The organism is Enterobacter sp. HG048 (assembly GCF_024702055.1).
GTDB lineage: Bacteria > Pseudomonadota > Gammaproteobacteria > Enterobacterales > Enterobacteriaceae > Enterobacter > Enterobacter dykesii.
In genome coordinates this window covers 392,754-405,179 of sequence record NZ_JANLIZ010000001.1, presented here as the reverse complement: position 1 = coordinate 405,179, position 12,426 = coordinate 392,754, and the positions used below count along the sequence as shown (strand labels likewise).

11 protein-coding genes and 1 tRNA gene are annotated in these 12,426 nt (G+C 54.6%); 8 read left to right on the top strand and 4 right to left on the bottom strand.

Annotated elements, in window-relative coordinates; all coding sequences use genetic code 11:
- The 4 genes from NUX24_RS01920 to NUX24_RS01905 all read left to right on the top strand — a co-directional run bounded on the left by NUX24_RS01920 (window position 1) and on the right by NUX24_RS01905 (window position 3,876).
- Window positions 1-1,119: an MBOAT family O-acyltransferase gene (locus NUX24_RS01920; RefSeq protein ID WP_214576405.1), complete on the top strand. Its 1,119-nt coding sequence runs from the start codon at window positions 1-3 to the stop codon at window positions 1,117-1,119.
- Entirely contained in the window at window positions 1,116-2,549 is a 1,434-nt protein-coding gene (locus tag NUX24_RS01915; RefSeq protein ID WP_257829623.1) for an AMP-binding protein, read from the top strand. The genes NUX24_RS01920 and NUX24_RS01915 overlap by 4 nt, the downstream gene beginning before the upstream one ends.
- A 17-nt stretch (window positions 2,550-2,566) precedes the next feature.
- A complete protein-coding gene (locus NUX24_RS01910; protein WP_008499867.1) occupies window positions 2,567-2,785 on the top strand; it encodes an acyl carrier protein in 219 nt (72 codons plus the stop codon).
- Between the two features lie 254 nt (window positions 2,786-3,039).
- A complete protein-coding gene (locus NUX24_RS01905) occupies window positions 3,040-3,876 on the top strand; it encodes an alpha/beta fold hydrolase (RefSeq protein WP_126328176.1) in 837 nt (278 codons plus the stop codon).
- A 66-nt stretch (window positions 3,877-3,942) separates the two neighbouring features.
- Here NUX24_RS01905 and NUX24_RS01900 read toward each other — a convergent pair.
- Both NUX24_RS01900 and NUX24_RS01895 read right to left on the bottom strand, forming a co-directional pair.
- Window positions 3,943-4,030 (bottom strand) — tRNA-Ser (locus NUX24_RS01900).
- 130 nt (window positions 4,031-4,160) lie between these two features.
- Window positions 4,161-5,789, bottom strand: coding sequence for an ABC transporter substrate-binding protein (locus NUX24_RS01895; RefSeq protein ID WP_257829620.1), 1,629 nt, complete (start codon window positions 5,787-5,789; stop codon window positions 4,161-4,163).
- A gap of 269 nt (window positions 5,790-6,058) precedes the next feature.
- Between NUX24_RS01895 and yccA the strand changes: the two genes are divergently transcribed.
- Entirely contained in the window at window positions 6,059-6,718 is a 660-nt protein-coding gene (gene yccA, locus NUX24_RS01890) for an FtsH protease modulator YccA (protein WP_023311042.1), read from the top strand.
- Between the two features lie 54 nt (window positions 6,719-6,772).
- Here yccA and NUX24_RS01885 read toward each other — a convergent pair whose 3' ends face one another.
- Together NUX24_RS01885 and NUX24_RS01880 are read right to left on the bottom strand one after the other, a co-directional pair.
- Complete coding sequence (locus tag NUX24_RS01885) at window positions 6,773-7,249, bottom strand: hypothetical protein (RefSeq protein ID WP_214576355.1); 477 nt, start codon at window positions 7,247-7,249, stop codon at window positions 6,773-6,775.
- On the bottom strand, window positions 7,246-8,001 hold the full coding sequence (locus tag NUX24_RS01880) for a winged helix-turn-helix domain-containing protein (RefSeq protein WP_214576354.1): 756 nt from the start codon (window positions 7,999-8,001) through the stop codon (window positions 7,246-7,248). Before NUX24_RS01880 ends, NUX24_RS01885 begins: the two co-directional genes overlap by 4 nt.
- Window positions 8,002-8,310: 309 nt before the next feature.
- On the opposite strand from NUX24_RS01880, the gene NUX24_RS01875 reads away from it, so the two are divergent.
- From NUX24_RS01875 to NUX24_RS01865, 3 genes are all read left to right on the top strand, one after another.
- Window positions 8,311-9,054: a fimbrial protein gene (locus NUX24_RS01875; protein ID WP_257829613.1), complete on the top strand. Its 744-nt coding sequence runs from the start codon at window positions 8,311-8,313 to the stop codon at window positions 9,052-9,054.
- 75 nt (window positions 9,055-9,129) lie between these two features.
- Entirely contained in the window at window positions 9,130-9,636 is a 507-nt protein-coding gene (locus NUX24_RS01870) for a CS1 type fimbrial major subunit (RefSeq protein WP_021240847.1), read from the top strand.
- A gap of 72 nt (window positions 9,637-9,708) precedes the next feature.
- A complete protein-coding gene (locus NUX24_RS01865; RefSeq protein WP_257829608.1) occupies window positions 9,709-12,426 on the top strand; it encodes a TcfC E-set like domain-containing protein in 2,718 nt (905 codons plus the stop codon).

The window sequence follows — 12,426 nt, the reverse complement described above, 5'->3', positions numbered from 1 at the left end:
ATGTACAGCTCAGGGATGTTTTTTGTTTATTTGTTTTCATCCGCGCTGGCGTTTGCGCTGGTTAATCGCGTATTACGCCATCGTCTGACCTGGTTATCTGCGCTGTCGGTGCTGACGGCGCTGGGATGGGGATATATATTTCAGGGCGATTATATTGTTCCCGTCGCCGTTTTTTTCAGCTTTTATGTTTTTGCCACGCTAAAAGAGAAGGGATGGTTAAAAACGTGGCAGGCGGTCGTTCTGACATTATTGCCGCTGCTGCTGGTGAAATTACATTTAAATAACCACTGGGGCATGATCGGCCTCTCTTTTATGACGTTCCGCGCGCTGGACGTGCTGCTCTATCGCAATAAAAAAGAAGGTCAGAATTTCCTGCACTATTTCTGTTATCTGTTTATGCCCTTTATTATCCTGGCCGGCCCAATGTACCGCTGGCGGACATGGATGAGTGACGTCAGCAAGCCCGTATTTGCCCTTAACCGCGAACAGTTTTTAGTCGCGTTAGAGCAAATCATTACCGGGATTGTCCAGAAGTTCCTGTTTGCCATGCTGATTGATTCGCTTGTCGTGCAGCCCTGGAGCCATAAGCCGTTTACGCTGACCGTGGGCGTGGTGATGTCGATTGCCTACAGCGCCTACCTGTACTTTGATTTTGCGGGCTACAGCAATATGGCCATCGGCGCAGGCCGCCTGTTTGGGCTCAACATTCCGGCAAACTTCAATATGCCGCTTCTGGCAAAGAATCCGCAGGATTTCTGGCGCCGCTTCCACATCAGCCTGTCTGAATGGCTGCGCGATGTGGTCTTTATGCCCGTTTATATGAACCTGATGAAGTTCAACTTTTTCCGTCAGAACAAAACGCTGGCGCAAAATATCGGTATTTTTTGCACCTTATTCTGCATGGGGGCATGGAATGGCCTGGAGCGCCATTACGTTATCAGCGGCGCGCTGTTTGGCGCGATTTCCGTCGCTCACAACATGCTGCTGTGGTCAGCCAAACGCAGCCCGGCATTGCACCGCGGCCTGCAGTATCCGGCCGTTGCGTTTTTAGGGCGAATTCTGACGCTGGGAAGCGCCGCGGGATCCCTTTACATCTTTAGTGGAATGTCACCTCTATGAAAAATCACTCCGATCTTCAGGAACTGCAGGATTTCTTACGTGCGGCATTATGCGATCCCGCCTCCCCGCAGCAGCTGGCCATCAGCGGCAGCGACGAAGCCTTAAGCTGGCTGCAGCTTTCCGCTGCCGTGACGGACTGGGCGCAGCGCTATCAGCGCTGCCAGCCTGTTGCCGGTACGCCGGTCGTATTGTACGGACACCAGCAGGCCGAATTCGCGGTGGCGATTTATAGCTGTCTGCTGCACAACATTCCGTACATCCCGGTGGACTGCATCTATCCGCAGGAGCGCCTGCGGGAGATCTGCCATCTGGCCAGCGCCCCTTACTATTACGACGTCGCGACCCGGCAGTTTATCGCCACCGGCGAAGCGGGCAAGGTGCTGGAGGAGCAGGATCTGGCCTACATCATGTTTACTTCAGGCAGTACCGGTAAACCTAAAGGCGTGCAGATTGGGCGTGAAAGCGTCTGGCACTTCAGGAAATGGGTCAGCCAGGACTTTTCACTGCCGGAAAAACCGGTCCTGATGAACCACGCGGTATTCAGCTTTGACCTCTCCCTGATCCCTCTGCTGGCGAATCTGGCGATGGGCGGGCACATCGTGCTGAACGCCAAAGAGGACATTCAGAAAGAGAACTGGCTGGAACGACTGAAAAGCAGCGCGGTCTCCGCCTGGGTTTCCACCCCCTCTTTTGCATACCAACAGCTGCTTTCCCCGCAGTTCAACAGCGAGTATTTGCCAGCGCTGAGCGTCTTTATCTTCATTGGTGAAGTGCTCAATAAAGCGCTGGTTAAACAACTCCGCCGCCGCTTCCCGCAGGCCAAAATCATTAACTCCTATGGCCCTACGGAAGCGACGATTGCGACGACCGTGGTTGAAATCACGGATGCGATCCTGAACAGCGACAGCGCCGTGCTGCCGGTGGGCGTCATGATGCCTGAGAGCAAAATGGAAATTTCCGCCGACGGCGAGCTGATTATCTGGGGTAAAAACGTCATGCGCGGCTATCTCGGCCTGCCGCAGGAGAACGCGGCGAAATTACTCCGTCGGGAAGATGAAGCGTTTCGCGGCTACCGGACCGGCGATCTGGGTTATGAAGCGGGGCTGATTTACTGCCAGGGCCGCAACGACAGCCAGGTCAAACTGAACGGTTACCGTATCGAAATCAATGAGATTGAAAACCGCCTGCTGGCGATGTCAGGCATTAACGAAGCGGTGGTCCTGCCGCTGATGAAATCCTGCGGCAGCGTGCTGCGCATTGCCGCGTTCTGCGTGACGGATATGGCGCCGGACACCATCAAAACATCGCTGTCGAAGGTCGTTCCGCACTATATGGTGCCTTCACAAATTATCGTAAAAGACGCTTTGCCGCTGAATCCTAACGGCAAAATTGACCGCAAGCTGCTGGACGCTTACGCCCGCACAAATTAATGACTCCAGGAAAAATTATGGAACAAGAAATTCTCGCCCTGTTCGAAAAAGTGTTATCCCGTAAGGTGGGCTTTCACGATGAACTGATTGAATCCGACATTCTCGACTCCATCCTGGCGGTCGATATGGTGCTGGAAGTGCAGGACGTTTACGGCTGCATGATCCCGCCAACTGACGTGGCGACGGTGCTGAAAACCCCGGCGGACCTGGCTCGCTATATTGAAGAAAACCGCTAAACGCCCCTACTGTTAATGCTGCCCTGAAGGCTCTGGAGGATCTCGCCAGAGCCTTCATTCGTTCTCCTTCTGCCGCCTGAACGCTGTTCCGCTCCCTTTCACAGGAATGAAACCGACTGCTTTTACTATTTCTCCTACACTTTAGGAGTACTGTCGGTACGGGAAACAGAAAAAAGCCAACTTAATTAAGGCATTAATGATTCGCTGAGCGCTCAGCCGGGGAACGTTTTGCCTTTAACAGAGGAGTCTGCGGTATGGCATTCGTAACAACGAAAGACGGCGTCAATATTTACTACAAAGACTGGGGCCCAAAAGAGGCTCAACCCATTGTTTTCCACCACGGCTGGCCGCTAAGTGCCGATGACTGGGATAACCAGATGCTCTTCTTCCTCGCAGAAGGCTATCGCGTTATCGCTATCGATCGTCGTGGTCACGGGCGTTCGGACCAGGTGAGTGAAGGCCACGATATGGATCATTATGCGGCCGACGCGTCAGCCGTGGTGGAAAGCCTGGATCTGCGCAATGCCGTGCACGTCGGTCACTCCACCGGCGGCGGCCAGGTCGCCCGCTATGTTGCGCAGTATGGGCAACCGCAGGGGCGCGTCGCCAAAGCGGTGCTCGTCAGCGCCGTGCCGCCGCTGATGGTTAAAACGGACAGTAACCCCGGCGGAACGCCCATCGATGTTTTCGACGGCTTCCGCAAAGCGCTGGCGGCTAACCGCGCCCAGTTTTACCTCGACGTCGCCAGCGGTCCTTTCTACGGTTTTAACCGTGAGGGAGCAGAGGTTTCACAGGGTACGATTCAGAACTGGTGGCGTCAGGGCATGATCGGCAGCGCCAAGGCCCACTATGAGGGGATTAAGGCGTTTTCTGAAACCGATCAGACGGAGGATTTAAAAACCATCACGGTTCCCGTTCTGGTGATGCAGGGCGACGACGATCAGGTCGTGCCGTATAAGAATGCTGCCCTGCTGCAGGACAAGCTGCTGGCGAACAGCGTACTGAAAATTTATCCGGGCTTCCCGCACGGGATGCATACCACGCACGCGGATACCATCAACGCGGACATCCTGGCCTTTATCCGCTCATAAACGTCAGGTTTGAGATTCACGTAAAAAGAAAAACCCCAGGTTAACAAGTAACCTGGGGTTTATATCTGGCGGAAGCGCAGAGATTCGAACTCTGGAACCCTTTCGGGTCGCCGGTTTTCAAGACCGGTGCCTTCAACCGCTCGGCCACACTTCCTGAGTGAGGCGAACTATAAACACCTCACCGCGTGCTGTAAAGAGTGGCTGCACTCGTTCGCTGTAAAAATAGTCAAAACGTGTTTAATCGGTTGAACTGACGACACATCGACGATTTTATCAGCACAGGCCTAGTGTTTTTTGATGTACATGTCTTTCGTGAAATAGTACCCCAGCTTATCCGGCGTAAATCCGCCTACCCACGGTTTCACCAGGTGCGTACGGACGTAGTGATAAACCGGAATGGCCGGTACATCACGCCCCAGCAGATCTTCCGCCTGCTGGTAGAACTTACCCCGCTCTTCCGCTGATTTGGCTTTTGCGGCGTTGAGCAGCGCGCGATCGTAGTCCGGATTGCTGTACTGGCTGGTGTTTTCGCTGTCGCCCGTGCGGAAGTTGTTCAGGAAGGTCGCCGCATCGTCGTAATCGGCAATCCACGCATAGCGCACCGCATCAAAGTTGTGGGTGTGCATGGTGTCCAGCATGGTTTTCCACTCCTGGTTTTGCAGCTTCGCATCCACGCCGAGGTTTTTCTTCCACATGGAGCTGGCCGCAATCGCGATGCGCTGGTGCGATTCAGAGGTGTTGTAGAGCAGGTTAAAGCTCAGAGGGTGGCTGGCGTTATATCCGGCCTCGTTCAGCAGCTTTTTCGCCTCCGCGATGCGCTTGTCCAGCGGCCAGCTGGCGTAATCCGGGTTCTGTAGCTTAACGCCGCCGATATCCGGCTGGCTGATGAGCCACGCCGGGCGCTGCCCCTGCCCCAATACTTTCCCGGCAATGATGTCTTTATCCAGCGCCATGTTCAGCGCCTTGCGCACGCGCGCGTCGTTGAACGGCGGCCGGGTGGTATTGAATTCGTAGTAATAGGTCGCAAGCTGAGGTGAAACGTCCAGCTCGCTGCCCAGAGTTTTCTTGAGCTGGGCAAACTGGTTAATCGGCACCGTGTACACGATATCAATTTCGCCCGCCTTATAGCGGTTCACGTCCGAGGCCTCGGACGTGATGGGCAGGTAGGTGACTTTGTTAATCACGGTATGTGCGTTATCCCAGTAGCGCGGATTGCGCTCCGCCACGATGCGTTCGTTGACCACCCACTGCGACAGCTTATACGCCCCGCTGCTGACGAAATGCTCCGGTTTGGTCCACTTATCGCCGAAGCGGCCAATCAGCACTTTATCCACCGGCACCAGCGACGGGTGCGCCAGCATCGCGAGGAAGGCCGCGTTTGGCTGCGTGAGCGTCACTTCCAGCGTGGTGTCGTTAATCGCTTTTACGCCCAGCGTATCGGGCGCTTTTTTCCCCTGAGCAATATCGGCCGCGTTGACGATATGCATGTTGCCCGGATAGCTGGCATAAGGCGAAGCCGTTTTCGGATCGATCAGGCGCTGCCAGCTCCAGACCACATCCTCAGCGGTAATCGCCGTGCCGTCGCTCCAGGTGATGCCCGGACGCAAATGGAACGTCCAGACGGTGTTGTCTTTGTTCTCCCATTTTTCCGCCAGTCGGGGTTGGACTTCTCCTGTCGGGGAGACGCTTACCAGCCCTTCGAATAAATCGCTGATAATATTGAATTCGACATCGCTTTCGACTTTATGCGGGTCGAGCGAAGCCGGTTCACTGCCGTTGTTTCTGACCAGTTCCTGTTTGTCGGCCAGCGCGGTTCCTGCCGGCACGTTCGCCGCCCAGGCTGCCGTGCTGGCGCACAGGATCCCGGCGGTGAGTAAAGTGAGCGTAAAGTTCGTGCGTGTTTGTGGTTTCATTTCCTTCGCCTTATTGTCTGTTTTATGACGATCCGGAAATAACTCTTAGCGCCCGAACGGTAATAACGCAATATTTTTCAGTAACCTATAAGAGCTTGATCTGGTAAATTGTCGCAAACCGCTGTTCATACTGGCGAAACGGCTTTCCGCAGAAGAAATAACCATCTCCAGCGCTAACGTGCTGAGTAAAGATGGGTAAAACCACTTTGAGACTGGCGTGCCGTTTCCTATTCTTTCCACTAATTACATCTGTCATAAGAGAGTGACTCATGGATCGTATAATTACTTCTTCACGCGACCGCACATCGCTACTCAGCACCCACAAGGTGCTGCGCAATACCTATTTCATGCTCAGCCTGACGCTGGCATTTTCAGCGATCACCGCCACCGCCAGCACCGTGCTGATGCTGCCGTCTCCGGGGCTGATCCTGACGCTGGTAGGTATGTATGGTCTGATGTTCCTGACCTACAAAACCGCTGACAAGCCCGTTGGTATTCTGTCCGCGTTTGCCTTCACCGGCTTCCTGGGCTACATCCTGGGGCCGATGCTGAACGCGTATCTGTCTGCCGGTATGGGTGACCTTATCGGCTTGGCGCTGGGCGGTACCGCGCTGGTGTTCTTCTGCTGCTCGGCCTACGTGCTGACCACGCGTAAGGACATGTCCTTCCTCGGCGGTATGCTGATGGCGGGCGTTGTGGTGGTGCTGGTGGGTATGGTGGCAAACATCTTCCTGCAGCTGCCTGCCCTGCATCTGGCAATCAGCGCCGTGTTTATTCTGATTTCTTCCGGCGCGATCCTGTTTGAAACCAGCAACATCATTCGCGGCGGTGAGACGAACTATATCCGCGCCACCGTGAGCCTGTACGTGTCGCTGTACAACATCTTCGTCAGCCTGTTGAGCATCCTGGGCTTCGCCAGCCGCGATTAAGCACAACGGATACGAAAAAGGAGAATGCCTCTGGCATTCTCCTTTTTTTATGCCCTACTCACCCCGGCAAATATAGGTGGGATAACGCCGGTCCTGAATCAGCCACACGGAAGGCGCGAGCTCAGAGATCGTCAGATAGTAGCGTGCGGTCGGATTGGCGAAGCTACCCCACTGAGCATCAGGCGTATTGTCATTGTGCCGACGCCAGGTTTTGGTGTAGCTCAACACAATCACGTTATCATCGTCCCGCTGCTGCCAGGTAAAGTCCACATCCCTGTCAACGATCAAACATTGCCCGCCAGCTCTTGCCGCCCCTTTATAGGTGGTCAACCCGGTCCCGTCCCGATGGAAAAAGAACTGGGCAACGGTATTGACCTTTACTTCACTGGGTTTTCCCTCATTGCGCGTGAAATTAAATTCAGTGCTGCAGGCCAGCACATCCTTTTTACCCACGCTGCCGGAAAAGTAAAAAAATGCCAGCGAACAACCAACCAGGATACCGCCCACGCCAAAAAGAAGTTTTATTTTCATTTTTGTGCCCCGCTTTTATAACGTATGGTTTTACACAGGCTGGTTTGGCTGACCGGACAGGCACCAATAAACACCTCATCTGCAGCGGAAATAGTAAAACGGGCGCTGAAATAATAAATGTCGTACGCCTCACGTTCGCACGCTACGTTATTAGCCTCCAGCCGGTCCGCTAATTTCGATAGCACCAGCGGTCGTCCGTGATCGTTGACAATCCAGATGCTGCAAAGCGCGATTTTTTCCTTAACCGGCTTGAGTTTCGCCGGAATGAAAATCCCCTGCTGTCGGCTAAAGTAGAGACTCGTCCCCAGCGCAGCGACGATCAATACGGCCACAATCGCCCATTTTTTCATGGAGCCGCGTTGAGGCTTTACTTCTTGCGGTGCGAACGAAGGCTGCGGATCGACGGATGGAGTTTTCTCTCCGGGCTGAAAAATCACCTCAGCATCAAAACGAAATCCGTAACGGGGCACGGTCACGATAAATTCGTGCCCCTCTCCCAGAGACTGGAAGCTTTTACGTAATTCGCTAACCGCTTTATTGAGATTATTTCCTGAGGGCGTAAAGCCAAATTCCTCCCACACGCGAGTGATTAATTCCTCCCGACTCAGGTCGCATCCTTTGTGTTTTATAAATTCCTGCAAAAGCCGCACGGCTGGGGCCGAAAGCGTTAATACAGATTCTGGTTGTCCAACAAGACTTATTGAATGTGCTTCAGGATCGAATAACAACGAATTATTGCATATAAAAAACATCTTTTATTCTCGGCTGTTACCGCATGCTTTTTTAATCCCTGGTACATCGACATGAAAACCGCCTCCTGACCTGCTTATTTTTTCGTCAGAAGGAATTTTCTTCCTATCCCTGGTCGCGGTATTTTCGCTTAACTATACAACCTTAAAGCCAGAAAAGCAGGATAAAAACCTGTATTTAACGAGTTAATTAATACAAATTTTCACAAACCGCTGTTCTGGTTAAAGTTTCCCTGCCCTGAAGCAATACGAAAGCAGACGGTGTCCTGGTGTTAACGCGCCGCCGATGAACTCAGAGCAGGCAGACTGAATGTGAAACAGAAAAATAGAGTGAACATGACAACCGCCTTTTATGTCGCCGCGCTGTCATTGCCATTTTTCTCAGAAATGGCAATGGCCAATATGAGCGTGTACCCGATGGAACTGAATGTGGACAGGTCCGGTGCGGCGCAAATTAAGGTAGCGTCGAAAACGGATGATATTCAGTTCATTCGGGTGAGGCAAAAGAAAATTCTTAATCCCGGCACGGCCCAGGAAAAAGAGGTTGACGTGGCCTCGTGGAAAGAAGGCGGCGTTGTTGTCACGCCCGAAAAATTTGCCCTCGCGGCAGGCGCAATGCGCGTGGTTCGTCTGGTATCGCTTACGCCACCGGAAAAAGAGACCACCTGGCGCGTCTATTTTGAAGGAGTAAAGCAGCCTGACAGCATTATTCCGGGCAAGGCAGAAAGCCCGGCTGCGACGGCGACATTGGGCGTCAATGTGATCTGGGGCGCCCTGATCCACCTCGCCCCGGAAAAAAGTGTGGTTTCACTCTCGATAGACCCTCGCAAGGGCACGTTAAAAAACAACGGTACGTTGCGCGTGCCGCTGAGAGAGATCGGTATTTGTGACGCAGATTCGTCGTGTAAATGGGTTAAAGAAGACGCGACGATTTATCCGGACACCGAACGGAAATTAAAAACGCTCACAAAGACACAAGGCCAGAAATATAAATTCCGCTACTTCAACTGGGTGAATAAAACCGCTGAAGAAGCTGATTTACCCGTCGTGCAATAACACGACGTTACCGTAAAGACCCAAAAGGGTTTGTTTAAAGAGCCAGGGTGCTCATTTGTAAATATGGAGATATCAATGCGTAAGTACTTTAAACCTCTGATGATTGTTGCCGCGATGACCACGTCCGTTAGCGCGCTGGCGATCCAAAAAGATATTACCGTCAACGCCAGCGTTGATTCACAGCTCGATATGACCCAGGCCGATAACACGCCGCTGCCGGCAAGCATCGATATGCAGTATCTGCCTGGCCGCGGTCTGGAAAGCTATCGCCTGAATACCAAGGTGTGGTCTAACTCCGCCACCAGCAACGTGAAAGTCCGTCTGGTAAGCGCCGCGAAGCTGGCAAATGCCGACGGTGCTGAGACCATCCCAATGACGGTGAAGCTGGGCGATAAAACCCTCTCTACCGCCGATGTTGAATATACCGGTACTGAACTGTTCCCGGGGAGCATCGAAAACGGTTCAGCGGTACTGCCGCTCACCATTTCTCAGACCACCAAAGGCATTCTGAAAACCGGTCAGTACAGCGGCGTTGTCAGCCTGATGCTGACGCAGGCGACGACCACGGAAGGCGGTGCGTAACACCACAGCACCTAAGGAATAACGTCAGAGGGTGCCCACCCTCTGACGTCAGGATGATGTCGAGGCTCGTTCATGGCGTTTCACAGAAATACTCTCCTCTTTGTTGCTTTGTTACCCGCATCCATCCAACTCGCCTGCGCCGGGATGGCCGTCCCGGCAGGTTTTGAAGATCTGGCGAAAACGCAGCGCCTGTGGACAGAGGTCAACCTCTACGGCGAGTCGCTTGGACTTTTTGAAACGGATATCACGCTTGAAACGGTCAGTTTTGTCGCACCTGAAACCGTGGTTGCGGCCATCAAACGCCGGTTTAACGACGACCCTGCTCTCGTTGGCACCGTCTCTGCCGCGCTGGCCGTTCCGCTTGCCCGTAACGGCAACCTGGCCTGCAGCAGCAACGGCTCCGCAGCGGGCTGCAATTACATTGATACTGACCGCGCGGCCATTATCTATGACGAGAATAACGCCCGTATTAGCCTGTTTTTGGACAAGAAATATCTGCCTAAAGCCACCGCGGAAAATCAGTGGTATCAGCCCACGCAGGACACCGAAAATGCGCTGATCCATCAGCAGAATATTAACTTCGTTGCCGACAGGGACTATCAGTCAGCCACCGTACAGGGCAATGGCGCGCTGGCGCTCACCCAGGACGGCTATGTTAATCTCGACTGGACCTGGCTGGGACAGCGTTCACGGCGTCAGCAGCAGCAGGAGATAACCGTCAACAACGCCTGGTTCCGCCAGGATATCTTGCGTCAGTACTATGTCCAGCTGGGCGAGATGGATACCCGCGATCTGTTCAGTAATGCCGGCGGGAATATCAACCTCAGCCAGCTGCCGCTGGGCAAAATTCGTGGTCTGCGCACGGGTTCAACACGGGCGTGGATTAATCCGGTTCAGCAGTCAAAGGGAACACCTGTCACCGTGCTGCTTTCCCATGACGCGCGTATCGACGCCCGCCGTGGCAATCAGCTGCTGGCCAGCTTTTACCTGAATGCCGGGGCGCAAACCCTCGACACGCGATCGTTTCCGGACGGGAGCTACACCGTCACGCTGTCGGTCTATGAAAATAACCGGCTGACGCGTACCGAGCAGGTGCCGTTTACCCGAACCGGCATTACGCCATTTGACCGCGTCGAGTGGTTCCTGCAGGCGGGTGAAACCGACAATAGCGATCAAAATGAAGAACGTCGCGCGGTTGCGCAGGCGGGCGTACGCCTGCCCGTCACCCCGACCCTGGCGCTGACCAGCGGCGCAACAGTCAAGAAAAACCAGCGTTTCCTGGAAAATGCGCTCGACTGGAGCCGGGGCTTCAACGCGGGCCCGATCGACGGCGTGCTGAGTACCCGGTTTAGCTACCTTTACGGCAGCGAAGGCCAGCGCGGCAATATTCAGCAAATCAGCTACAACGACGGTTTTTCACTGAGCCTCTATCGCAACGCGTTATCAGCCGAAAACTGCAACACCCGAAGCGCGGGGTTTGACGCCGTGAACGGCTGCTATCGCACCCTCTCGGTGATGTTTTCCGTCCCTGTCGGAGGCTGGTATGCGAGCCTCGGATATTCGGATAACCGCAACGAAGGACGTTACGTTTCACGTCGGGAGCTCCCGGACAGCGACGATCGCCACGATGCGGGTTTGCCGTGGGAATCGGTCTATATGACCCGCTCGCGCTCGCGCGCCTGGCAGGGAGGGCTGAGCAATGCCTTTAGCACCCGAGGCCTGAACATTAACAGCAGCATTAACCTGTTCATGCGTAACGATGACGCCCACGACGGCAGGGACAAAGGCGGCTACCTGAGCGTAAGCCTGTCCATGGCGCATAGCCGTCAGGGTGATGCGTCGAGCTATACCTCTTTGGGCGCGACATGGCAGCACCAGCAGCGTGAAAAAAATCAGCTGAGCTACAACGTGGCGCATAACTGGTACGCCGATGCACGCGGCGAAAACGAGTACGGTCTGAGCGCGTCGGGCATTAACAGCGATTCGCTCAATACTTCAGCCTATACGCGCCAGGGCGGGCGATACGGCAACGGCAGTCTGACCGTCAGTGACGCCTGGGATCGTCAGGACAGGCGCCATACGCTGAGCAGCAGCGGCAACTACGGCTCGACCCTTGCGCTGTCGCGTTCTGGCCTGTGGCTCGGCCGCTGGAGCGACGGTCGTCCTGCTTCCGCCGTCGCGGTTAACGTTGCCACACCGGAAGATACCCAGGCTCCGAGCGTTGCCGTGTCGCTGGATAACAGCGGGAGCGCAGACATTCCGGGCAATAGCCGCGCCCTCTTCGCAGTGCCGGGCTACCAGCAGACGACGTTGACGATTAACGAATCGCTGGACGTATCCCGGGGGGCCAGCAGTGAGATCACGCAAGGTTCAGGCAGCAGAACGCTGTTTATGGTGCCTGGCAAACTGCTGCGTCGGGACGTGCAAACCACCGCAAGCTACACCTGGCTCGGCCAGTTAACCGACGAGCGTCATTCGCCGTTTATCGGCGGCGTGCCGCTGAACGTTAACGGCTGGAGCGATCTCGGCAACGGCGGATTCAGCGCCCAGAGCGATGCCCTGCTGCATAACCTCTACCTGGTGCGCCAGCAGCAGTTCTATCAGTGCGAACTCAACGTGAAAAGTATGCGCGACGTGGTGCGCTATGTAGGTTCCATTCCTTGCCGGGAATTAACCTTCTCCGCCCTGCCGGATGCCGTCCAGCAGCAGGCGCAGCTGATGCTCGCCGGACGATCGGTACCTACCGGTCCGACTGCCATGAACGCTGACAACCTCACTAAAGGGAAATGA

Bases quoted from the DNA above. Each gene is read 5' to 3' on its own strand.
- NUX24_RS01920 (WP_214576405.1), top strand. From the start codon at position 1: ATGTACAGCTCAGGGATGTTTTTTGTTTATTTGTTTTCATCCGCGCTG.
- NUX24_RS01915 (WP_257829623.1), top strand. From the start codon at position 1,116: ATGAAAAATCACTCCGATCTTCAGGAACTGCAGGATTTCTTACGTGCG.
- NUX24_RS01910 (WP_008499867.1), top strand. From the start codon at position 2,567: ATGGAACAAGAAATTCTCGCCCTGTTCGAAAAAGTGTTATCCCGTAAG.
- NUX24_RS01905 (WP_126328176.1), top strand. From the start codon at position 3,040: ATGGCATTCGTAACAACGAAAGACGGCGTCAATATTTACTACAAAGAC.
- NUX24_RS01895 (WP_257829620.1), bottom strand. From the start codon at position 5,789: ATGAAACCACAAACACGCACGAACTTTACGCTCACTTTACTCACCGCC.
- yccA (WP_023311042.1), top strand. From the start codon at position 6,059: ATGGATCGTATAATTACTTCTTCACGCGACCGCACATCGCTACTCAGC.
- NUX24_RS01885 (WP_214576355.1), bottom strand. From the start codon at position 7,249: ATGAAAATAAAACTTCTTTTTGGCGTGGGCGGTATCCTGGTTGGTTGT.
- NUX24_RS01880 (WP_214576354.1), bottom strand. From the start codon at position 8,001: ATGTTTTTTATATGCAATAATTCGTTGTTATTCGATCCTGAAGCACAT.
- NUX24_RS01870 (WP_021240847.1), top strand. From the start codon at position 9,130: ATGCGTAAGTACTTTAAACCTCTGATGATTGTTGCCGCGATGACCACG.
- NUX24_RS01865 (WP_257829608.1), top strand. From the start codon at position 9,709: ATGGCGTTTCACAGAAATACTCTCCTCTTTGTTGCTTTGTTACCCGCA.